The sequence below is a fragment of the Actinokineospora cianjurensis genome (genome assembly GCF_003663795.1).
In the GTDB taxonomy this organism is placed as follows: domain Bacteria; phylum Actinomycetota; class Actinomycetes; order Mycobacteriales; family Pseudonocardiaceae; genus Actinokineospora; species Actinokineospora terrae.
The window spans coordinates 522377-545469 of sequence record NZ_RCDD01000002.1; the positions used below are offsets into that span (position 1 = coordinate 522377).

Sequence of the window (23093 nt, forward strand, 5' to 3'; positions counted from 1 at the left end):
CCCGACCTCCCCAACTCGACGTGAGAGGAATTGTCGAACCCCCGTGATCATCTGTCGAATCCTCCCACCAGGAGAACACCCGCACTCGGCCGAACGAGCGTGCGCCACCGCACCGACTACACCCCGTGATCACCGCGGACGACGGCTCGGGTCGTCGTCCACAAGGGACTGTCCGGCCCAACTCGGTTGTCCGCCGCAGTAGAGTGTCGCGCATGGACCGTGTCGGTGGATCGTTCTACGGGTTGGCCTTCGGTGACGCGCTGGCGCGTCCCACCGAGTTCCTCGACGTCGCCGAGATCGACCGGCGGTTCGGGGACGGACCGGACGAGTTGGTCGGCGATCCCGCGCTGGTGACCGATGACACGCAGATGGCGCTCGCGGTGGCGTGGGCGTTGCGGGATGCCGACCGGTACAGCGCGGAGGCACTGGAACCGAGGTTGCGGGAGCGGTTCGTGACCTGGCTGAACAGCCCCGACAACAACCGCGCGCCCGGGATGACCTGCCTGCGGGCGTGCGAGGCGCTGGAAGCGGGCACGCCGTGGGTCGAGGCGACCGTCACGGGGTCCAAGGGGTGCGGGGCGAACATGCGCGTCACCCCGGTCGGGTTGCTGCCCGGGCTCGACCTGGACCTCCTCGCGGGCATCTCCCAACTCCAGGCGGCGATGACGCACGGGCACCCGACCGCGCTGGCCGCCTCCGAACTCACCGCCCACGCCACCCGACTGCTGGTGGACGGACTGCCGCTCGCCGAGGTCGCCGGAGCGTTGCGGGACAGGTGCGCGGAGCAGCGAACCGTGTACCGGGCCGACTGGTTGGGAACGCTGTGGGAGGGTCCGGGCGCGACCACGCCCGAGGCGTTCATCGCCCGCGGTTGGGACGAGTGCGCCGCCGCCGTGGATCTCGTGATCAGCGCACTCGGGCGCCCGGACGACGGCGAGGACGCCTGCCTTGCCACCGGCGCGGGCTGGATCGCCGAGGAGGCATTGGGTACGGGGCTCTACTGCGCTGTCCGGCACGCCGACGACCCGGTTCGCGCGCTCACCCGGGCGGCCCGCACCAGTGGCGACTCGGATTCGATCGCGGCGTTGACCGGGGCCTTCGTCGGTGCCGTGCACGGTCTCGCGGGGTGGCCGAGTGAGTGGGTCGACCGGATCGAGTACACCGACCAGATCGGGGCGCTGGCCTGATCATGTCGCTAGTGGACAGTGGTCCCATCGCGGACGGGTGTCTGGCCGCGTTGCCGTCGGGGTGGATCGCGCTGGTCGACGGGGAGTTGGTCAGCACAGGCGGCCCGCGCTGGGAGGTTGGGACCACAGGCGGGAACAGGCTGCACACCTCGGTCGACGGGCGGTACGCGGCCGTGGTGGTCGATCGGGGATCGCGCGGCGTGGTCGTGGATCTGGCAAGTGGGACCGTCACCGCGGAACTCGACCGGGGCGACTACGGCTCGACGTTGACCGACTTCCCGGTGGCGTTCCTCGGCACCGGGGAGTTCGTCGCGGCGACCGACTGGAACCAGCTCGGCCTGTTCGACGCGGCAACCGGGACGCGGAAGGCCACCCACGGCGACGACATCGACTTCTTCCACGGCGGCCTGACCGTGTGCCCGTCCGGGAAGTGGCTGATCATCGACGGCTGGATCTGGCAGCCGGTGGGCGCGCAGCTGCTGGTCGACCTCGACGCGTGGCGGGCGGGCGACCACGACGCCACCGAGGTCGGCCCGTACCCCGACGACTGGAACCGGCCCACGGCCTGGCTCGACGACGAGACGATCGCCGTCCAGGGCCAGGACGGCGTCACGCTGGTCGCCATCCCCAGCGGCGAGACCAGGGGAACCATCGCGGCACCGCCAGGCAGGCTGTGGTCCCACAACGGCCGCTTGTTCATCGCCGCACAACACGGACTGGAAATCTGGTCCCCCACCGAACGCCTCGGCCTGGTCGACGGATTCCGCCCCATAGCCCAGAACCCGACCACCGGTGCCCTCGCGGACCGCGACCTCCACACTTGGCTGCCCTGACCAACCGCGCGGCAGGAGAGTCGCGGCCGTGACAGAACAGGAGTTCTGGGACCGGCAAGCGGCGACCCTCTCGGTGCTGCTCGCGGACGCCGGGCACCACGTGTGTGGGCTGGACCTGTCGCCGGGGATGCTCGCCGTCGTGGAGGCCAAGGCGCCCGGGCGCGTGGAGTTCACCCGCGGGGACGCCGCCGACCCGCCGTTCGACCCGGCGTCGTGTGACGTGGTCCTGGCGCGGCACGTGCTGGGTCGGCGCCAAGAGGCCACCGTGCGCGGGCTCGACGACCCCGCGCTCTGGGGTCACCCGATCGAGGACGAGCGGTACGTGCTGGTCAGCGACGCGTGACGGACGCCACCGGCAACCCCGACCCCTCTTAGGTAAGGCTTACCTTAGTCTTGGTGGGTATGCCGTTGCCGGGAAGTCAGGAGCGTGTGGTGGGCCGTCCGTTGCGAGTCGCCGTGGTGGGTGCCGGTCCGGCCGGGATCTACACCGTGGACGCGCTCATCAAGTCCGGCGCCGAGGTCAGCGTGGACCTCTTCGAGCGGATGCCCGCGCCGTTCGGGCTCATCCGGTACGGGGTCGCGCCGGACCACCCGCGGATCAAGGGCATCGTGGACGCGCTGCACCGGGTGCTGGACAAGCCGGGGGTGCGGCTGTTCGGCAACATCGACTACGGCAGCGACGTGAAGCTCGACGAGCTGCGCCAGTTCTACGACGCGGTCGTGTTCGCCACCGGCGCCGTCGCCGACCGCCCGCTCGACATCCCCGGTGTCGACCTGGTCGGCAACCACGGCGCGGCGGACTTCGTGTCCTGGTACGACGGGCACCCGGACGTGGCGCGCTCCTGGCCGTTGACCGCGCGGTCGGTGGCGGTGCTCGGCGCGGGGAACGTGGCGCTCGACGTGGCCAGGGTGCTGGCGAAGTCGGCCGAGGAGCTGCTGGTCACCGAGATCCCGGACACCGTGCACGCGGGGCTGGCCGCGAGCGCCGTCACCGATGTGCACGTGTTCGGCAGGCGTGGGCCCGCGCAGGCCAAGTTCACCCCACTGGAGCTGCGGGAGTTGGACCACTCGCCGACCGTCGAGGTGATCGTCGACCCCGAGGACATCGAGTTCGACGAGGGCTCGATCGCCGCGATCCGGGCGTCGAAGCAGGTCGACATGGTGGTCAAGACCCTGCAGGAGTGGGCGATCCGCGATGTCGGCACCCGGCCGCGCAGGCTGCACCTGCACTTCTTCCACTCCCCCACGGCGGTCCTCGGCGCCGACGGCCACGTCACCGGCCTGCGCACCGAACGCACGGAGCTGACCGGCGACGGCACCGTCCGCGGCACCGGCGCCTTCCACGACTGGGACGTCCAGGCGGTGTACCGCGCGGTCGGGTACCTGTCGTCGCACCTGGCGGACCTGCCGTTCGACCACGTCTCCGGCACCGTCCCGCACGCCCAGGGCCGCGTCCTCGACATGGACGACGCCCTGGTCCCCGGCGCGTACGTGTCGGGCTGGATCAAGCGCGGTCCGATCGGCCTGATCGGGCACACCAAGGGCTGCTCGTCGGAGACGGTCGCCTCGCTGCTCGCCGACGCCCCCACCCTGCGTCCCGCCGTCCACCCCGAGCCCAACGCCGTCGTCCGCTTCCTCAACGACCGCGGCATCGAGTTCACCACCTGGCAGGGCTGGAAGAACCTCGACGCGTACGAACGAGCCCTGGGCGCCCCGCACGGCCGTGAGCGGATCAAGGTCGTCGACCGCACCGAGATGATCAGAGCGTCCGCGCGCATGCCTGTGGACCGGTTCGCGTAGGGATCTGGCCCACACCCGGCAGGCGGCGCGGGCCGGGAGGACCCGCGCCGCCTGTCCCTTTTCGTCGCGTCAGCCCGCGAGGATGACCTCCAGCGGCAGCCCCTGGCCGACTCCCCACGCCTCGGCGAAGCGGCCGTCCTCGACGCGGAAGATCTCGATCAGCATCGGTGGCGTGCCGTCGGCCGGGGTCGGGATCCCCTCGATGGAGGAGCGGACGGCGACCCGGTCGCGGTCGACCAGGACGTCCTGCGCCACGACGCGGTAGTCGGGGAAGTGGGCGACGAGGCGCCGCCAGGCCGCCTTGCCCGCCTCGAACCCGGCGCCGAGCGGGTGGCTGAAGAAGTCGGGGGTGTGCAGGTCGTCGGCCTGGTCGAACTTGCGGGTGTTGAAGCACTCCTGCATCCGTCGAACCAGGGCACCGGCGTCGGGTGTGGTCATCGGCGTGCGCTCCTCGTGGCCTAAACGGGTCGTCGCCCCGTTTGTGGTTCCGGACTATACGGTGCGCCGCCCCGGTTACCCTGGGGTCGCCATGACGAGCACACCGCCCAAGCGCGCCCGCGACGGGGAACCGCGGGCCGACGCGCGCCGCAACCGCCAGCAGGTCCTGCGCACCGCGCAACGCCTGTTCGCCCGGGACGGCCTCGGGGTCCCGCTCGACGAGATCGCCCGGCGCGCCGGCGTCGGGCCCGGCACCGTCCACCGGCACTTCCCGACCAAGGAAGCCCTGTACCTGGCCGTGGCCATCGACGAGCTCGAACGGCTGGCGGCGGAGGCGAGGGCGCTCGCGGCGGGCGACGATCCCGCCGCCCTGTTCACCCAGCTGTCCCGGATGGTGGCCATGGGGGCGGAGAACGTGGCCGTGAAGAGCGCGCTGGTGGCGGCCGAGTTCGACGTGCGCACGGCGGCGCCGGAGGTCGCGGCGGACATCACCCGCGAGGTCGCGTCCTTGCTCGACCGCGCGCACGCGGCCGGTGTCGTGCGGCCCGATGTCACCGTCGACGAGGTCATGGCGCTGGTCGCGGGAGCATTCGCCGCCATACGGCACGCGGAGGCGGATCAGGAACGCTCCGCGCACCTCGCGCAGATCATCTTCGACGGGTTGCGCCGCCGCTGAGCTCCACGCTCCCCGTTGTCCACATGGCCTGTTGTCCACATGGCCCTGAGTTGTCCACAGATTTCGGTTGCCCCTCTGGGCAGGCCGCCAGCCTCGATAGATTCGTCGATGGGACCTCACTCCGGGGTCCGGACCCGGAGTGATTGGGGTGGTTCAGGTGGTGGCGAGCAGGGTGGTTGCTTTCTCGCGGAGGGTGTCGCTGGGGTCGGTGGCGGCCACGGTGGCGAGTTCGGCGCGGAGGTCGTCCGACCAGGTGTCGGGCGGCCAGGTGGCCACTGTGGACAGTGCGCTGGTGCGGTTGCCGACGACCGGGCCGCGCAGGGCGGTGATGAGCAGGTCCGCGCCGTGGCCGGGGTGGCCTTGAAGGGCCTGAATCGTCCACTGTAGAGCGTTGTGCGCACGCCACTGTTGTCCCAGGCCCAGTTCGTCGGCCGGGCCGGTTCCGATGTCGTCTAGTGGGAGGAGGTTTCCGGCGAGGGTGATGAGCTGCTCGGCGCGGGTGGGGTCTGCCTGGAGCCAGGCGGTGTACCACCAGGCGCCGAAGGGGTCGCGCTCGATCCAGCGCAGGTGCTGGGTGAAGGTGTCGATCTCCCTGGCGCGGGCGGCTTTGTCGGCCAGGGAGAACTCGTCCGGGTCGAGGGAGTCGAGGCCGTCCTCGACGGGGCGGGTCCAGCGGGGATCGGCGATGAGCTCGGTGGCCCTGTCCAGGCATGCCTGGCGGCGCCGCGGGGTCCAGCCGTTGGCGTGGGGGTCGTCCCACCAGTAGTCGTCGGTCAGGAAGGAGTGGATGTCGGCGAGGGCGACGAGGTCGGTGAGTGATGTCGCCTGGAGCGCCATGTGGGTCAGGTACGCCTCGATCGCCGCGGCGGCGTCGGTGTAGTGGCTGATGTCCTGAGCCGGTCCACCGATGTCGAACAGGGCCTGGAAGATCGCGCCCGCCGCGGTCAACACCTCGCGGTAGACCTGAGGGGAGCGCAGTGCTTCCAGCAACCCGCCGGTCGTGGCGGCGATGTGCGCCAGGTACTGGTCCATCACGCTGGTGCGGAAGCCTTCCCGCAGGATCCAGCCGCGGATGGCCGGATCGGTCGTGTCCCGCAGCCGCTCCACGCAGTGGACGCGTCCCCAGCCGTCGACCGCCTTGGCCAGCGCCCAGAGCTCGCGCTCCGGATCGGGCAGGGCGTTCGACACGGCCACCGCGGCGTACAGCGTGAACTCGTCGTGGGCACCGAGCGTGCGCACCACGTCCAGGAGATCGCCCAGCCCGGTGGCGCCGAGCAGGGCGATGCCGACCTTGACCGGGCCACGGTCAGCGGCCGTGGTGACCAGCCAGCGCGCCAGCGCGTGGATGGCTCCCGGGTTCGCACCGGCGTCCTTCAGCCGATCGATCACGTCGTCGATGGCGTGGAGCACCTCGACCCGCACGGCGTGCTCGTACAGGTCGCGCAACCGCTGCGGAGACGGCTCGACAGCGGCGGCGACCAAGAGCGCGGTGAGGTCTGCCGCGTGGTCCTCCCCGCCGGAGCCACTGGCGTGGTGGACGAACACGCCGTCCTGCGCGCCCGGTGCCCACGGCAGTCGGGATCGGGCTTGCACCGCGGCGTCATCGGGCAGGCTGGGATCGGTGAGCCTGCCCGACTCGTCCAGGTTGCGTCGGAGGTGGTCGTGGATCGTCGGACCTGCTGCCACGGCGGGGAGTTCGGCTGGCACACCGCACTGTCCCACGGCCGGACCAGTCACGTCATCGGGTGACGGCGCCCTCGAACAGCGCAACCCGGATCGCGCGCGGTGCGCACGTGAATCGGGCTCGGGTGAACGTCCGCCACTGTGGGGTGAGCGTCCCCGGCGACCGCAACCGGCGACGGGCGCGGCGCGATGAAGCGAGGTGGATCGTGCCGACCCTGATGCCAGTGGAGGTTCCGCCGTGGACGTCTTCCCCGCACCGCGCCGCCGTCCCCGATGGGGCGCCCTGGTGGCCGCGGTCCTGATGGCGGTACCCGCCGTGGTGGGCGTCTCCGCGCCCGCCAGTGCCGCGCGGGCAGCCGCGCCGGGTGAACCCGGGGCGCCGGTCGTGATCTTCACCGAGGACTTCGAACAGGGCCAGGGCGCCGCGGTGACCTGGGTCGACGACTACGCGGGGCCGGGACCGCTCGGTCAGACCTACACCGCGGACCCGGTCTGGCTGAGGTCGTGCAACGGCATCGTCGCCTCCGCGCTCAACCAGGCGGCCGACCCGCCCGGCGCGGGCTGCGGCGGGTGGTGGCCGCGGGTGAAGGACCTGGCCAGGGTGCTCGGCGACTGGTCGAACGGCACCGGCCCGACCAACCACGCCGTCACCGCCTACACGCACGCGGATCCCGGGGCGGGCCGGACGCAGCTGCAGAGCGTCACCCCGATCCCGCTGGCCGCGGTCAACCGCTTCGTGTCGTTCTCCGTCGACATCGCCGAGCAGAACTGCTACGCCCAGCACGCCCGCTACGCCTTCTACCTGCTCGACGGTGCGACCGCGGTCCCGACGTTCCAGCGGCCGATCACCCCGTGCGAGGACGCGACGACCGTCGTCAACGGGACCTCGGTCGGCACGTTCCACAGCGACGCGCCCGCGCTGTTCACCGGGACGTCGGTCGGCCTGCGACTGGTGAACCAGCAGGCCAGCGGCAACGGCAACGACAGCGCGTTCGACAACATCCGGCTGCTGGACGTGACGCCGCGGCTGGACATCGGCTACGCGCCGGGCACGATCGAGGTCGGCCAGACCTCAGAGCTGACCTTCACGGTGACCAACACCAGCGAGCTCAGCGCCAAGTCGGGGTGGTCGTTCCGGTTCGCCGTGCCGCCCGGTCTGACCGCCGTCAACCCGCCGAGCGCGACGACCTGCGCGGACATGGTCTTCTCGACGACCGGCGCCGCCGACTTCGCCGCCACCGGCACCCTGCCCGCTGGCGCGGCGTCGTGCACCATCACCGTCCCGGTCCGCGCCTCGCTCGTCGGCACCCACCGCACCTGCGCGGACGACGTCACACCGCTGGTCGGCCTCGACCCGCCGGGCTGCACCACCCTCGCCGTCGTCGGCCCGACCCTCGCCTTCGACGCCCACGCCCACGGCGCCCTGCTGTCCACCCCGCTCGCCCTGCTCCCGCCGCTGGCACCCGCCGACCTGACCTGCACCACCGCCCCCGGGACCGTCGGATCGACCCTCGCCGACACCCCGATCCCCCTCGTCGGCACCGCGGCCGTCATCGCGGACGAGGCCACGGGCACCGTCGACGCCAACGGCCTGCGCACCGCCCGCGCCACCGCGCACACCTCGGCCCTCAACCTCCTCAACGGCCTCATCACCGCCGACGAACTCCGCGCCGAATCCGTCGTGTCCAGCACCCCCACCGGCGCCATCACCACCTCGGGCACCAGCACCCTGTCCAACCTCCGCGTCGCGGGCAGGCGAATCCTGCCCACCCCCAACCTGCGCATCACCATCCCCCTGGTCGGCACCATCACCACCGACGAACAACTCCCCCGCCCCAACGGGATCACCGTCAACGCCATCCACGTCAAACTCCTCCTCGGCACCGACATCGTGATCGGCCACACCCGAGCCTCCCTCTCCACCCCCACATCCCCCTGCACCCCCTGACCCGAGGCGGCGCGCGCCCTTCCCCGACGCGCGCCGCCTCCCCCCTGCCCCAAACCCATTGCACGAAATCGACACCACCCGCCTACCGCCCATTCCGCCGCATCGCCTTTCACCCGGTTCAGCGACAGAAGTTATCCACATCTGGATCTTGCGGACCCCTGTTCCAAGATCGCCTGTCGGGGGGTACCGATAGACTGGCACTGGGACGCCCCCCGGAGAGGGTGGGGGCTGGGGCAGGACTGGCGTGCGCGCGCGAAGCCGGGTGCGAGGGGCCGTAAGAGGGGCACGACGGGGCATGGTGTCGACGAGTGCGGGGCGTACGAGGCTCTGGGTGGGGGCTGTTCTGGCCTTCGTCCTAGGGCTCTTCGCCTACGGGGCGGGGGTGTTCGTGCTGTTGATCGGTGAGACCGAGGAATGGTGCGCCAAAGGCTTGGCCTCCGACTCCCACCTCCAGGACATGCGAACCAGCCTGCTACCCCTGGAAAACACCTGCGTCTTCGCCAACGGCACCACCTACGCCGAAATCCCGGCTTGGCTCAACCCCACCGTATTCGCCTGCGCGGCCATCGCCGCAATCTGCACCGCGGCCGCGATCCGGCTTGAGCGGCGCGCACAAGTCATCCCGCGGTGAGTGGCAAGCTCGCGCACGTGTCGAGCGGGGCCCACCGTCATTCGCGCCGCGGGCCCCTAGATGCCTCCGATCAGCGCAGCCAGGTGTTCACCGGGGCATCGTCGTACAAGCGCCACGCGGGAACCCTTGTCGCGGAACGGTTCTCGGCAGGGCTGGCGAGGAGCTTGGTCTTCGCGAGCGCGAGGCGGAGGTGGCGTGCCTGCTCGTCGTCCGCCGCGAGGTCGAGGCGGACGGCGAGCTTTCGGGTGCCCGTGTCCAGCACACCGTCGGCGACGTAGCCGTCCAAGTGGGTGTTCAACGAGACACTACCGGTGCCCAGTGCGGACAGTGCTTCGTACAGACGCGGCAAGAGGTCGTCAGCGGAGCCGTCCGGTGTCGGTTCTGGTGGCGCCCCGGCGGCGGCGACCAGCGCGGCGCCGACGCCCCCGAGTGATGCCCACAGGTCCCTGTCGCCCACGACGACGAGGTGCGCCCTCGCCCTCGTGATGGCCACGTTCCACAGGTAGGTCTGACGCTGCACCCACCCGATGGTCGAACCCGGCATGGTCGCGGACACGACGAGGGAGAACACGATCGCGTCGCACTCCCCGCCTTGGAAGGTGTGCACCGTACCGACCCTGACCCGCTCGACGCCTGCGAACTTGCGCGCCAGCAGGTCCTTCTGCCCGGCGAACGGGGTGACAACACCGATCGTCGCGTCGGTGGGGAGCAGGCCGATCAGCTGGTCCACCCGCTGGGCCACCTCGTCGACCTCGGCGTCGTTGCGCCACGACCCGCCGGGTGGTCGAACGGCCGCACCTGGGACGTCGACCCACGAGACGGCGGGGAGTGCGGCCCCGCGCTGCGCGTGCACGTCGGTGAGCACGGTCAACTCGCCACCGTAGAACCGCTGGTTCGGCAGCGCGATGATCTCGGGATGGCAGCGGAAGTGTTCGTCCAGCAGGAAACTGCGACCTGCCGCGGCTTCGAAGGCGTGGAAGGTGGAATGCCGGTGGTAGGTGGCGCGCAAGCCCTCCAGCCAGGCAGCACTCACCCCGATGCGAGACCTGATCCGCCGTTCGTCCTCGTGGCCGAGCTTGCGCACCGGCGGCAGCTGCATGGGATCACCGATGATCAACGCCCGCCTCGCCCGGAACAGCAGCGGCAGGCTGTGCGGCACCAGGCATTGGCTGGCCTCGTCGATGATCACCAGGTCGAACAGCGCGGCAGCGGTGGGGAAGCGTCGAGCACTGAGACTCGTGACCGCCCACCCGCGCACGTGCGGCAGCACGCGGCGGACCTCGTTCCAGTCACGACCATCCGCCTGGAGCAGTTCGTTCACCGAGCGGATGCCCGAGCGCCCTCCCTCTGCGACCGCGACCCGCAAGCGCTCCGCTGCCGCGTCGCGCACCTGCCGGTCGGCGTCCGCGGCCCGGGTGTCGAGTTCGGCGTCGGTCGGCAGCGACTCGGCGCGGCGGTGCAGCGTGCGCCACGCGCGCTCGGCCGCGAAGCGGTCGGCGACCAGCGCGCACGTCTGCGGCGCGTCGCCCTCCAGCCAGCCGAGCCCGCGCAGCAGCGCCCGGCGGCGGCGCCTGCCGAAGAACCAAGCGGTGACCACCTTCCGCGAACGGGCCTCCCAAGCGGCCCACTCCCGCTCGTCAGGCAGCTGATCGGGACCGCCTGCCTGCTTCCACCGCGACCTCGCGCGGCTCCTCGTGCCGCTGGACTCCAGCAGCTCCGCCTCAGCCCTCGCCTTGGCCTCGAACTCCGCGGTGACGGCTGCCTGGTGCTCGATCGCGAGCCGCGCGCGCACCTGCGCGGTCGTGGAGTTGACCGCGGGCGGCGGTGACCCCATCAGAACTGCCAGGGTGTCGGCCTCCACCTGCCGCTTGTCCTTGCTACCGGTGCGGACGACAGAGCCCGGCACGATCCGGTTGCAGCGGTCAGCGACCTCGTCGACGGCCTGGTTGTTGGTCGAGGCGACGAGCACGGTCTGGCCGTTGGCAACCGCGGTGGCGACCAGGTTGCCGACGAGCTGGCTCTTCCCGGTGCCCGGCGGGCCGGTGGCCACGGTGAGCACATTCGTCATCGCGGCCGCGATCACCCGGTGTTGTGCCTCATTGGCCTGCAGAGGGGTGACCGGTTGCCACTCCCGCGCACGCGCGTCCCTGCGCGTGTGCGGGAGCAGGGCACCGAGTGCGGTCTCGGCGATGGTGCCACGTTTGCCGTCGATGTAGGCCAAGTCCTTCAGCAGGCCGTCGGTTGCCCTGACCTCGCGCGTGGTGGTGAAGAGCAGGGCCGTGTTCCGGGCACCGCTGACGGGTGTGCTGAGGTCGAGGTCCGCTGCCATCGCCGAGGGGTCCAACCTCTGCACGTCACGCATCCCGAACAACTCACGCAAGTGGTGGTTGACGTCCTTGACGAGCTGGCTGTGCGATCCCGTGTGCCACGACGGCGTGTAGGTGTCCATGAACTCCGCTGCCTCCTCCTCGCTGAGGAAGGTGCTCGCGAACGCGCGGTGCGGTTCGACCGGCCCGAAGGGTTCGAGCACAACTCCTCCCGGCGTCCGCACGACGGCCACACGGCGGACGAACATCGGCGCGATCCTGGTGTTCCGGTTCGCTTTCCGGTTCACGTCACTGAGGAACGCGACCGCCGGGTAGCCGTACCAGAGTTCGGCGTCCTCCTCGAGAACCAGGTCGACCAGGTGCTCGGCTCCGGGCGGAACCTCACACTGCCCGCTCGGCCCGAGGTCGCCGGACAGGATCCGTTCGTGCCCGCCGACGCAGACGAACGCGTCTCCTGCCTGGCCCGCGAACATGAGCTCGGGCCGGGCCTCGTCGGAACGCAGGCAGCCGTGGTAGTACTCAAGGAGGTCCTGCCAAGGATCCCCGCCGGGCACCGCGCCCTGGGCAACCTCGGTGGGCAGCGCGGGAGGTTGCCTGGACGCGGGAGTCACCGGGTCGAGCCGCAGCGCGGAGCCGCGCCAGGCATTCGCCACGATGATCTCGTCGTTCACGCCCAACGACGACTTCTCCGGCGTCTGGCCCGCTTGTTGCCTGCGAACCTGCTCCGACACGTGCTGGAACAGCTCGTCCACACCGATGCGGCCATCCCCGTCGCGGTCCGCCACACCGGTCAGCAGCGCCCGCACGATCTCACCGGTGAACAGCGACGGTGCCGGACTCCCGTCCTGGTCCACGCCGCCACCGAAGGACGCCTCGTCGGCGCTGGAAGAGGACAGCACGTACACCCCGCGGCTGCGCAGCAGGGGCCCCGCGTCCACGACCTCCTTGCGCGGCTTCTTGCTGGTGGCGAAACCCCGGGTGAACCCGCCGCTCTGGCAGCAGTCGAGCACGGCGATCTTCTGCGCGGCCGCGCACTGCTCGAGCCTCTCGTTCACGAAGTCCGCGCTGACGGCGGTGTCCTCGAACCGCTCGGCGGTGGTGTCGGCCGCGAGGAAGAAGAACCTGCCGTCGGCGGCGGCCGATGAGGTCCCGTGCCCGCTCAGGTACAGCACCACCTGCTCGTCGTGCAGCGAGGCCGCGAGGAAGTCGGCGATGGTCCCGCGCACGGTGTTCGCGTCGGCGTCCTGCAGGACCTCGACGAGGTCGAACGCGCCGATCGACGGGTGGCGCAGCACCTGGGCGAACAACTCCGTGTCGGCGCGCGTGCAGGGTAGCGAACCGAATCGCTGCTCGGCGTAGTTCTCGGTGCCGATCAACAACGCACGCTTGGTCAACCGCGTCAAGTGCTGTCCCCCCTGGGAAATGGTGACACAAGGCTCCAGTCGAGCATCTTGGCGAAGGGCGCGCCCGATGTCCGGGGATCGGCGGCTGATCACCCGAACGAACCAGCGATCACGTACTGTTGCTCGCGCCGAAGAGGACGGGAAGGGGTATCCGGTCATGGGAGTCCCACAGCAAGAGGGTGGCGGGTCGCTCGAGGAGAAGGGGATCGTGCTCGACGTGTCACACCCCATGGGCCTGTCAGAGCCGGTGACGGCCTCGCCGCCGCCCGTGCCCACCGCACCGCAGGAGCCGCAGGCGCCGTCCGAGGACTCCTAGAGCGCGATGCCCGCGACCCCGATCGCGGTGGCGATCTTCCTGCTCGTGGCGGTCCCCGGGGTCGTACTCGAACTGCTCCGCCAGCGGACACGCCCCGGTCGTCACGAGAGCGTCTTCGTCGAGACGAGCAGAGTGCTCCTGGGCGGTGTCGCGGTGAGCGGCGTCAGCCTCGTCGCGCTGGGTCTCCTGCGGACCGCGGCGGGCGCGCCACTGGTCGATCCGCGTGCACTGGTGCTTCGCCCGGCCTATGTCGTCGACAACCTGTGGCTGGTGGGCGGGTCGACCGAGTTGTTCCTGTCCGTCTCGACCACCCTCGCAGCGCTGTACCACTACTCGACCGCCTATCCCGGCCTGCACGCCGGAATCGTCCCGGAGAGTGCCTGGGTCACCGTGTTCGCCCGATGGGCCAACCAGGTGGCGGTCGCGAACGCCGATCAGCTCGTGGGCAAGCGTCTGGTCACGCAGGTCCAGGTGGACTTGGAGGACGGAACCGCCTACATCGGCACGCGGGAGTCGTACTCGGCGGACGTGCCGCAGGACAACCGCGAGATCGTGCTGACCAGACCCCTGCTCCGCGTCGACGCCAAGGGTGACGCACAGCCGTTGGACGCGAAGTGGCAGCACGTGATCATCAGCAACACTCGGGTGAGTGCGATACGCGTGCTATTCACCACCACAGCGAGTTCCGGCGACACGGGCGGTGGCGGCACTGTGCGCGGCACGCCGCGGGTGACCAAGGTGGCGAGGTTCCTGACCACGGACCGCCGCGGACTCTGGCTGCTTCTGTTCGCGCAACTCGCGATTCCGGCGGTGATCGGGTTCGTGCGGTGAGATTCCGCGGCGCGGGTCAGTGGTTGGCGTGGTAGTGGCGGCGGACCTGGGCGTCGGTGAGTTGTGTTCCGTAGACGGCGAACTCGTCGAGGGTGCCGACCAGGTAGTCGCTGGAGGGGCGGTTGGGGTAGTTGGGGAGGCCGCCGCCGCCCCAGCGCCAGTAGCCGGTGAAGTTCTGGGCGGTCGTGGTGGTGGCGTCCTGGGCCACGAGGTTGCCGTCCACGTAGAGCTTCATGCCCGCGGCGCCGAGGCTGGCGGAGACGTGGTGCCAGGTGCCGTCGGTGTAGGTGGTGGCCGAGGTGATCGACTTGATGGTGGACGGGTTGACGGCGAAGACGAGTTTGCCGTTCTTGTCCAGGTAGATCACCCGGTCGCGGCTGGTGCTGCTGGCGCTGGTCGTGTTGTAGAAGCCCGCGATCAGGCCGCCCCACGGGCTGGAGGTCTTGAACCAGGTCTCGATCGTGAACGTCGACGGGTTGGCGAAGCTGGTCAGGTTGCTCGCGTTGGCGGTGCCGTTGAACGCCACGGCGGTGCTCGCGGTCTGCCCCTGCTGAGCCCCTTGCAGCGCACCGACCTGCCCCGCGGTCATCGGCGATAGCGCGCCCGCGACAGGTAGCGCAGGCGGCGCGGGGGAACCCTCGTTGTAGAGGTCCTGGACCTGGGACGTGGACAGCGCGGCCTGGATGGTGCGGACCTTGTCGAGGTAGCCGTAGAAGTAGTCCATCTGGGAGCCGCTGCGCAGGGCTCGGCCCGCCTGGACGGTCCCGGTGGCGTTCCACGGCGTACCGCCGCGCGAGGCGGTGTCCTGGAGGACGCCGTTGACGTAGAGGCGGATGATCTCCGTACCCGACTGGTACACGCCGACGATGTGGTACCAGCCGTTCTGCTGCGCGATGGCGGAGCTGTAGACCGCGTCGTAGGTAGGAGAGTTGGCGTCGGTGCGCGGGATGCGGAAGCACCACCGCGTCGAGGCGATGTCAGCGCCCAGCAGGTAGCCGCTACCAACGCTGCCTTGCTGCGCGACGATGCTGCGGTCCCCGTTGGGAGTCGTCAGGTAGGCCCACCCGGACACGGTAAAACTCTCGTCGGTGCGCAGTGACGCGGCCTGGCTCACGGTCCAACTCGAAGAGCCGTCGAAGTAGCCAGAGGTGCCCGCGACCGAGGTGTCCGACCACTGCACGTTGTTCATCGTGCCGTAGTTGCTGTTGCCGGAAGAGTCGGACACGGTCGTGGCCAGGTTGTCGTCGTACTGCCAATCCATGCTGGGCCGGGTGTAGATGTCGTCGACCTCGGCCGCGGTCAGGACCCGGTTGTAGAGCTGCACCTCGTCGATGCGGCCCGGCCAGTTCTGCACGCCCGCGCTGCCGTTGTAGCCACGGCCGATGGACAGCGCCCCGGTCGCGTTCCAGCCGCCGCTGCGGCTGGTCGTGCCCTCCAGCACGCCGTTGAGGTAGATCTTCATCTGGTTGTTGACCGAGTCCCACACCCCGACCACGTACGTCCACGCGTTGGCGATGGCGCTCGAACTGGACGAGACGCGCACCGTGGACGCGCCGGTGGTGTCGGAGGCGGGCATGGTGAACGCGTACTTCGTCGTGGCGGGGATGTAGGACAGCGCGAACGAGTTGACGTTGAGGCCGTCCTTGGCCAGGAATGTCCGGTCCACACCACCGGCGCTGCTGATGTAGACCCACGCGGCCGCCGTGAAGCTGGTGTCGGTGCGCACGGTGAACGTGGAGGCGCTGATGTAGTCGTCGATGCCGTCGAAGGTCACCGAACGGCCGGTACGACCAGTGGTGTTCCACGCGGCGCCGTTCTGGAGTGTGCCGGTGTAGCCGTAAGGGCCGCTGTCGGTGGCCGACGTGCCGCTCTGCTCCAGGTTGTACTGGGCGTTCGGTGCGGTGGCAGCGTCATAGATGCCGCTGATCTCACTCGCGCCAAGAACCCGTTGGTACACACGGGCATCGTCAAGCGAACCTGACCACGGGTAGAGCCAACTGCCGCCCCTTAGGATGCCGCCCGCGACCAGGGAGCCGGTCGCCTTCCACTCGTAGGCGTCCGCGCGGGCCTGGGAGGTCTCCAGGCTGCCGTTGACGTAGATCCGGATCGCGTTGTTGGGGTCGTCGTAGACGCCGACCAGGTGCACCCAGGTGCTGGCGGCGGTTGAGGTGGTGGACTGCGCGTAGTCCTCGGTGCCGCTGGAGCTATCGGTGCGGGGCATGCCGAAGCGCCACTTACCGCCCTGCTGGTAGAGGTACCAGGCACCGGTGTTGGCACCTTGGTGCGTTATCGCTACCGCCGTACCGCTGGCCGAGGTGGTCTTGACCCAGATCGACACGCTGAAGCTGGTGTCGGTGGCGATCGGGTTGGTCGCGCCGATCACCCGGTCGTTCACCCCGTCGAACACCACGGCGCCGCCCAGCACGCCGGTCCCCCAGGTGGGGCCGTTGGTGAGGACGCCGGTGTCCACCGATCCCGAGTTGTCGCCGGTGTTGGTGCCGGTGCCCTCGTCGAACCGCCAGTGCGTGTACGGGCCGTTCGTGGGCATGTTGAACTGCCCCGGCCGGTTGTTGGTCGAGGAGTCCGCCGCCGTGCTGGTCGCCGAGGAGGACTGCGCCTCTTCCTGGCGGTGGTAGAACAGCGGGCTGTCGCCGGTGACGGACGCCGAGTACGTGGGGAAGGTGGCCGACGAGCCGAGCGCGTTGCCCGCGTTGGCCGAGGTGGCCGTCCACGCGGCGAAGCCGCCGTTCATCGAAGCGAACAGCAGAACGCCGACAACCGCGACGAGGAGAACTCGCCGCGTGGTAGTGGTGGGACGCCTGTGGGCGCGTCGAGGGGGGCCGATGCCCGGCGGCCGCTGTGTCGGTTTCCCGGGGCGTCGCCACGCGAGCACGGCCAAGCCTGCCAACACGGCGATGGCCGCTAGGAGCGACATCCAGTCGCCAATGCGGACCCAGTAGGCAGGTAGCCCTACCCACGGCACACGGAGCCTGCCCTGGCCGTGCACCATCTGCTCGGTTACCGGTGTGCTGTCGGCGTCGGCGTTAGCGTCACCTTTCGTGACGAGGGTGGCGTCGTCGTTGACCTTAAGGACGCGGTGCATCAGGACGTGGTCAGGGCGCGTGGGGTCGTCGAATGCGACTACAGCGCCCGGCGCGGGGTGGTCGGTGAGAAGGTCGCCGACTACGACCACGTCACCGGTGCGGATCGCCGGGCTCATGGAGCCGGACAGGACGACGTAAGAGTGCCAGGACAGGACGATGGGGAGAACGCACCACGCGACCAGCCAGAACAACCCGGACAGCACGGAACCCGCGACGTAGCTCAAGACCGACACGGCCCTGCCACCCCACGTCCTTCGCGTCCTCGTCACGGTCACCACCGCCGCGTCACTCAACTCCACACGGGCAGCCGCCCGTCAGGAGCTCAGCGCTCCACGACCAACGCCCACTCGAGCGCGTCGGGTAGTTGTCGTAGGCATCAGGTCACCTCATCCGGTCCGGCTTATAACCCGGTGAATCGGACGTGACCGGGACTACAGGAGCAAGCACCCGGGTGTGACACGGGAGCACCCCGGTTGTGGCGTGGTTGACCACCGATGGCCTGTTCGGCCCTAACGTCCTGGGCGCGGCCGCGATTGGATCAACGAGGCGAGAGCGGGGAGGTGCGGTCGCGTGACCCGAGAGTTGGTCATCGAGTTGGCCAGGCCCGCCATCGCGGCGGTCGCGCCGGAGGAAGCGCCGGTCTTCGACTCGGTCGCCCGCGCGCGGTTGACCTCGTCCGGGCGGTTGCGCACGACGCGGCGGCGCGGCCAGGACGTCCTGGGGTCCGGGCTGGAGATCGTCGTCGAGTCGATCACCGACGGCGCTCTCTACGTCGCCGCGGCGATGATCGGGGCCTTGACCGACCGGGTCGCCGACTCGGCGGGCACGCGGATCGGCACCTGGGTCAGGAAGCTGCGCGGGCGGCCGGATCCCGGACCGACCACCGTCGACGAACTCGCGGCAACGGTCGACGAGCAGGAGTGGGAGATCCTGCGGCTGAGCGGCCTTCTCGCGGGCACGCAGGCGGGTATCCCCCGTCCGCAGGCCGAGGCCCTGGTCGAGGCCATGCTGACCGGGCTGCGGGACCGCGGGGACGGCTGATCACCACCAGCGCGCGAACACGTGCGTGTACACGACGAGTCCTGCCAGCAGCACGACGATGGTGACCACGAGCACGGGAGTGCCGAAGCGCGGCCAAGCGCCGCTGCCTGCCCGGCGCCGCCAAGCGGTCGTGATGAGCAAGACCGGCACCCCGACCACGACCGACAGCCCGGTGCCCAACACGGCGGCGCCCATGAACAACGTGCCGAAGTACGACCACCTGTTCCCGACGCAGGTGAACGCGGACGGGCCGCAGGTGGCGACGTAGTAGAGCACCGGCACCACCGGCGCGGCGAGCGCCGCGCAGACGACCGTCCCGACCACACCCACCGACAGGGTGGACTCCCCCGCGCGCCACGACGACCAGACACCGGTCGCCGTCGAGCCGACAGCCACGACGATCATGAGCGTGGTGAGCAGGTACAACGACGCGTTGGGCACCGTGGCCTCGATGCTGAACAAGTCCACACCGCTGTGGTTGTTGACCACCCACGCCAGTCCGCCGAGCAGCAGCACCACGACGCAGGCACCGATGGGTCCCCGAACCACGGCCGAGCGGAACGCGGTGGGACCCCGACTCGCCATCGCGGCACGCGAGGGCCACAGGGCGGCCACCACGACCAGCAAGGCGGTGGTGGGCCAGATGCTGATGACCAGCACCGGCCCGTACTGGGACAGGACCAGGTCGACCGCGGGCCACGAGACCAGTGGTCCGGATGCCTCGTAGGCGAACGAGAGGTAGCGGATGGCCATGTTGTTGTGCACGGTCAACCACACCAGCATGAAGGGGAACCACCCGACGACGCCGAGCACGACGGTCGTCAAGCACAGCCGCCGCAACGACTCCCGCCCGACCGCGAGCCAGGCGGTCGCGGCCTCCCCGACCCACCGGAGCAGGGCGATCAGCATCACCGCGAGGCCGAGGACCGTCAGGCCGAGGTCGAGCAGCACCCAGGCGCCGATGTCGAACACCCCGAGGGTCCCCGCGTTGGCGTACGCCGCCGACAGCGGTTCACCGACCATGAAGCCTGCCACCACCGGCAGCGCCCGCCGCCACGCCGCGACCCGCCTGCCGGTGTGGCGGGCCAGGATGGCGTCGCGCCAACCGACGACACCGGCGAACCCCGCGAGGACCACGAGCGCGACCACCGTCGCGGGGCCGAAACCCGCGAGGATCACGACCAGGCCGAGCATCCCGTTGTCGAGGTTCTCGCCAACCAGGCTGAGGAGGAACCGGGGGGAGATCGCGTCCGCCGCCAGCAGCGCCCACGAGTAGGTGATCGTGGTGGCCATGGCGATCAACGCGACACCGACACCGACCGCGAACAACGCGAAGGCGTCGGTCGCGACGAGGTGCGCCGGGTCGCGGAGCGCGGCGAGCCTGCGCGCGTTGCCGGGGTGGATGGCCAGCAGGCGGCGCCGCTGTTCGCCCGCCGCCCGGATCGTCGACTCGAGCGCGCCTTCCTGGTCGTACCGGTCCGCGGTGGCGTCGGCGAGGGTCTCGCGAGCGCGCAGGACCGATGCCCTGGTCAGGTAGACGAGCACGAAGAGCACGGCGACGGAGACCACCTGGTGCACGCTCTGCGGTGCGACGGTCGACGACGAGCCGAACAGGCCGGGCAACACCAACGACGCGACGTACGGAACGACGACCAGGGCGACGAAGGTCCGCCACGCGGCGATCGTCAGGTAGGTGGGACCGCTGTCACGGTTGCGGACGTGCGCGAGTTCGTGCAGCAGCACCCCGGCGAACCGGCTGTCGGACCGGCTCCCGGTCACCAGCAGACCCGTGCCGACCCGCACCGACACCCGGCGGTGCGTACCGATGACCCTTGCCGTGGCGCGCTTCTGGTCCGGGTACTGGAGGAACCGCGGCGCCACGTCGAGGTCGAGCTGCCGGACGACGTTCGCCAGCCGTCCGAGGTAGACCGGGTCGGTCACCTCGTCGAGACGGCGCCAGCCGGTCCACGACCACGCGCGGGAGAGGAACCACGGCTGCACGAGGTAGAGCAGCACGGTCACCACACCGACGAGCACGACGCCCAGCACGGACGCGACCGTGACGGTCCCCGCGAACGGGCGTGAGCACACGATGTCGCGCACCGCCGCGGGCAGCACCATCGCGTCGCCCGCCGCCGGGACCGAGCGGCCCTGGCCGTAGCACGACCGCGCCGCCGACTCGGCGTCCGGTGCGAGCAGCAGGGCCAGGTGGCCGTACACGGTCGCCGAGGTCGCGGTGATCACCAGCACCAGCACGGCGAACCGCAGCGAGAGCCCGGTCGGCAGCACCGACCTGTCGCCGAGCATGGCGCGGCACCGGTCACCGGTCAGCGGCGGCTCGGTCGTCACCACCGGGCGGCGACCTTCTGCACGGCGCGGGTGACCACGGAGGGCAGGAACCCGTCGTCCGGCGCCAGCAGCACCGACACGACGATGACGGTGCCGCCGTGCGACACGACGACCACGTCCTGGGTGATCAGGGTGGGACCGCCCGGCAGCGAGATGGCGATGCGGACGGCCACGGCAGCGTCACCGACCGCGGGTGGTGCGGCCCTGGTGGTGGTGAACTCCAGCGTCGTGTCGAACAAGGTCCCCTCGAACCGCGCGCACACCTGGGCCAAGGTGTCGAACGCGGCCATCGCCTCGCCGCTTCGGTCGCCGACGTGCAGCAGCGACTCGCTGACCGTGGTCCCGACCGTGTGGACGAACACGGCGCTGGACGTGGCGGTCGTGCCCGGTGGGTCGTTGGCCAGGAGTGGACAACCGGCGAGCGAACCATCATCGAGCCCCGGTACCTCGCTTGCCTTGAACCCGGTCGGCAGGTCATCGGCGACCAGCAAGGCGGCCCGGAGATCTTGCTCCACTGGGACGAAAGGGGGTGCTGGGGGGAGCACCGGTGGCTCGTAGGGTTCTCGAACCGCGGGCGGCTGGGACGGTCGGGGTGCCGGGGCCGTGGACCTACTGGGCACGCGGGACGGGGGAACGGTCAACGACGTCCCGGCCCGACCTGTCGGCGGAGCCGGAACCGTTGCGGCGCCAGGACTGGGCGTGCGACCAGGCATGGTGGGGGCGGGGCTGGATCGTGGAGCGCTCGTCGGGTACTCGGTCACGGTCGGCATCCGGCCGCATCCGCCGATCACGGCGCAGGCGAGCAGGACGATCACCGGCCGCCGCACGCGGCGGCGAATCCGGGGAGAACACGCGAACATCGCCGTCGGCTTTCTGTCGGGAAGATCGAACGGCACTCAAGGCGTTGCCCCGGAAGCTACCGGAAAACGCCGCCGGTCGAGGCAGGAATGGAATTCGAGAACCTCGACCGCGAACGAAACAAAGGAATTCCGCACCGCCGCGTAATTCTCGCGGAGGTGCTGGCATAGGGGTCTCGCCGCCGCGGTTCACGCCGCGGGTTCGTGGAGCGTTCACGCCGTGATCACGTGGTGGAGCTCGGGTGTTCGGGGTGGGTGGGGAGGGTCGGGACGGCTGGTTGGGCGATCATGAGGGTGGGCGTCATGGGTGGATCGCGGGTCGGGCGGGGTTGTCTGGTCGTGGCGTCGGCGGTGGTGTTGGGGGCGGTGGTGGTGCCGCGGGCGGTTGCGGCGCCCGCTGATGACGTGCGGATCAACGAGGTGGTGACGACGGGGGGCGTCAACGACTCGATCGAGCTCTACAACAAGGGCGCGGTCGCGGTCGACATCTCGGGGTGGGTGCTCAAGGACGACAACGACAGCTCGTCGTACAAGATCGCCAACGGGACCACGCTGACCCCGGGGGCGGCGCGGGCGTTCGACGTGCACGACAAGTTCGGGCTCGGGTCCAGTGACGACGCGCGGCTCTACCTGGCCAACGGGACCACCCTGGTCGACAGCGTCAGCTGGGACGAGCACTCGGACCCGTCCTGGTCGCGGTGCGCCGACGGGACGGGCGCCCTGCGCGCGGCCTCGGTGACCCTCGGGGGGCTCAACGACTGCGTGGCGGCGACCGCGTGGCCCGGTGGCGGTTCCGTGGCGAACGCCGACGCGGCCAACGTCTTCGGGTCCGACCTCAGCGGCCTCCACCAGGAGGGGAACGTGCTGTGGGGCGCGCAGAACTCCGGGAAGCTGTGGCGGCTGGTCCCCAACGGCACGGGCGGTTGGCAGCCGGACACGGGGTGGACCTCGGGTAAGACCCTGCGGTTCCCGGGTGGGACTGGCGCCCCTGACAGCGAGGGTGTGACGGTCACCGGTGCGGGGTCGGCGGGTGGTGTGTTCGTCGCCAGTGAGCGCAACGGATCAGGTAGCAGCCGCCTGTCGGTGCTGCGGTATGACGTAAGCGGGTCGGGTAGCACGCTCACCGCTACGAAGGAGTGGAACCTGACCGCCGGGTTGCCGTCGGTAGGGGCGAACCTGGGCCTAGAGGCGATCACCTGGGTCCCCGACTCCGCGTTGACCGCTGCGGGCTTCCGCGACGAGTCGACCGGCGTGGCGTACGTGCCCTCGCAGTACGGCGCGCACACCGGCGGCGTGTTCTTCGTCGGCGTCGAAGGCACCGCGGCGGTCTACGGCTACGTGCTCCTGGACTCCGGCTCGTTCACCCGCGTCGCCACCATCAGCAGCGGGCTGGCGGGCGTCATGGAACTGCAGTGGGACCCCGCGGCCACCCGCCTCTGGGTCGTCTGCGACGACACCTGCGACGGCGAGCACCGCACCTTCCGCGTCAACTCCTCCGGCGTCTTCGCCACCACCGCCGTGTACGACCGCCCCTCCGGCATGTCCAACCTGAACAACGAGGGCTTCGCGATCTCGCCCACCTGCACCGCGGGCAGCAAGCCGGTCTACTGGGCCGATGACAGCAACACCAGCAGCCACGCCCTCCGCCGAGGCACCATCAACTGCTGAC

At 70.4% G+C, this 23093-nt stretch carries 18 protein-coding genes; 12 read left to right on the top strand and 6 right to left on the bottom strand.

The window, feature by feature from the left end; genetic code table 11:
* Positions 1-212 precede the first annotated feature (212 nt).
* The 4 genes from CLV68_RS16985 to CLV68_RS17000 all read left to right on the top strand — a co-directional run bounded on the left by CLV68_RS16985 (position 213) and on the right by CLV68_RS17000 (position 3820).
* Complete coding sequence (locus CLV68_RS16985) at positions 213-1187, top strand: ADP-ribosylglycohydrolase family protein (RefSeq protein ID WP_121391846.1); 975 nt, start codon at positions 213-215, stop codon at positions 1185-1187.
* Between the two features lie 11 nt (positions 1188-1198).
* On the top strand, positions 1199-2020 hold the full coding sequence (locus tag CLV68_RS16990; protein WP_121391847.1) for a YncE family protein: 822 nt from the start codon (positions 1199-1201) through the stop codon (positions 2018-2020).
* Between the two features lie 28 nt (positions 2021-2048).
* Positions 2049-2363, top strand: a complete 315-nt coding sequence (locus CLV68_RS16995; RefSeq protein ID WP_246009922.1) for a class I SAM-dependent methyltransferase — start codon at positions 2049-2051, stop codon at positions 2361-2363.
* Positions 2364-2479: 116 nt separating this feature from the next.
* A complete protein-coding gene (locus tag CLV68_RS17000) occupies positions 2480-3820 on the top strand; it encodes an FAD-dependent oxidoreductase (RefSeq protein ID WP_121392338.1) in 1341 nt (446 codons plus the stop codon).
* 69 nt (positions 3821-3889) lie between these two features.
* Here the strand turns inward: CLV68_RS17000 and CLV68_RS17005 are convergent, their stop codons facing one another.
* Positions 3890-4258 carry an ester cyclase gene (locus CLV68_RS17005; protein ID WP_121391849.1) on the bottom strand — a complete coding sequence of 123 codons (369 nt, stop codon included), beginning with the start codon at positions 4256-4258 and terminating at the stop codon, positions 3890-3892.
* Between the two features lie 91 nt (positions 4259-4349).
* On the opposite strand from CLV68_RS17005, the gene CLV68_RS17010 reads away from it, so the two are divergent.
* Positions 4350-4934 (top strand): TetR/AcrR family transcriptional regulator, encoded by a 585-nt coding sequence (locus CLV68_RS17010; protein WP_121391850.1) that lies wholly within the window; start codon positions 4350-4352, stop codon positions 4932-4934.
* Between the two features lie 153 nt (positions 4935-5087).
* Here CLV68_RS17010 and CLV68_RS17015 read toward each other — a convergent pair whose 3' ends face one another.
* Positions 5088-6641 carry a hypothetical protein gene (locus CLV68_RS17015; RefSeq protein ID WP_121391851.1) on the bottom strand — a complete coding sequence of 518 codons (1554 nt, stop codon included), beginning with the start codon at positions 6639-6641 and terminating at the stop codon, positions 5088-5090.
* Positions 6642-6855: 214 nt separating this feature from the next.
* On the opposite strand from CLV68_RS17015, the gene CLV68_RS35680 reads away from it, so the two are divergent.
* Positions 6856-8565, top strand: a complete 1710-nt coding sequence (locus CLV68_RS35680) for a choice-of-anchor P family protein (RefSeq protein ID WP_147460034.1) — start codon at positions 6856-6858, stop codon at positions 8563-8565.
* Positions 8566-8947: 382 nt separating this feature from the next.
* Positions 8948-9196 carry a hypothetical protein gene (locus CLV68_RS17025; RefSeq protein WP_147460035.1) on the top strand — a complete coding sequence of 83 codons (249 nt, stop codon included), beginning with the start codon at positions 8948-8950 and terminating at the stop codon, positions 9194-9196.
* Positions 9197-9266: 70 nt separating this feature from the next.
* Here the strand turns inward: CLV68_RS17025 and CLV68_RS17030 are convergent, their stop codons facing one another.
* Positions 9267-12926 carry a caspase, EACC1-associated type gene (locus tag CLV68_RS17030; protein WP_170224414.1) on the bottom strand — a complete coding sequence of 1220 codons (3660 nt, stop codon included), beginning with the start codon at positions 12924-12926 and terminating at the stop codon, positions 9267-9269.
* A gap of 157 nt (positions 12927-13083) precedes the next feature.
* Here CLV68_RS17030 and CLV68_RS33990 point away from each other — a divergent pair, with 157 nt between their 5' ends.
* Together CLV68_RS33990 and CLV68_RS17035 are read left to right on the top strand one after the other, a co-directional pair.
* A complete protein-coding gene (locus tag CLV68_RS33990; RefSeq protein ID WP_170224415.1) occupies positions 13084-13242 on the top strand; it encodes a hypothetical protein in 159 nt (52 codons plus the stop codon).
* A 6-nt stretch (positions 13243-13248) separates the two neighbouring features.
* Positions 13249-14073, top strand: a complete 825-nt coding sequence (locus tag CLV68_RS17035; RefSeq protein WP_121391855.1) for a DUF6338 family protein — start codon at positions 13249-13251, stop codon at positions 14071-14073.
* A gap of 16 nt (positions 14074-14089) precedes the next feature.
* Here the strand turns inward: CLV68_RS17035 and CLV68_RS17040 are convergent, their stop codons facing one another.
* Entirely contained in the window at positions 14090-17410 is a 3321-nt protein-coding gene (locus CLV68_RS17040) for a signal peptidase I (protein ID WP_170224416.1), read from the bottom strand.
* 337 nt (positions 17411-17747) lie between these two features.
* Between CLV68_RS17040 and CLV68_RS17045 the strand changes: the two genes are divergently transcribed.
* Entirely contained in the window at positions 17748-18218 is a 471-nt protein-coding gene (locus tag CLV68_RS17045) for a hypothetical protein (RefSeq protein ID WP_121391857.1), read from the top strand.
* On the opposite strand, the gene CLV68_RS17050 is transcribed toward CLV68_RS17045, so the two are convergent.
* Together CLV68_RS17050 and CLV68_RS17055 are read right to left on the bottom strand one after the other, a co-directional pair.
* Positions 18219-20567, bottom strand: coding sequence for a M48 family metalloprotease (locus CLV68_RS17050; RefSeq protein WP_147460037.1), 2349 nt, complete (start codon positions 20565-20567; stop codon positions 18219-18221).
* Positions 20564-21082 (bottom strand): hypothetical protein, encoded by a 519-nt coding sequence (locus CLV68_RS17055; RefSeq protein ID WP_121391859.1) that lies wholly within the window; start codon positions 21080-21082, stop codon positions 20564-20566. Before CLV68_RS17055 ends, CLV68_RS17050 begins: the two co-directional genes overlap by 4 nt.
* Positions 21083-21266: 184 nt before the next feature.
* Between CLV68_RS17055 and CLV68_RS33395 the strand changes: the two genes are divergently transcribed.
* Together CLV68_RS33395 and CLV68_RS17060 are read left to right on the top strand one after the other, a co-directional pair.
* Entirely contained in the window at positions 21267-21572 is a 306-nt protein-coding gene (locus CLV68_RS33395; RefSeq protein ID WP_147460038.1) for a hypothetical protein, read from the top strand.
* 155 nt (positions 21573-21727) lie between these two features.
* Positions 21728-23092, top strand: a complete 1365-nt coding sequence (locus tag CLV68_RS17060) for a lamin tail domain-containing protein (protein WP_121391860.1) — start codon at positions 21728-21730, stop codon at positions 23090-23092.
* Position 23093: the final 1 nt, after the last annotated feature.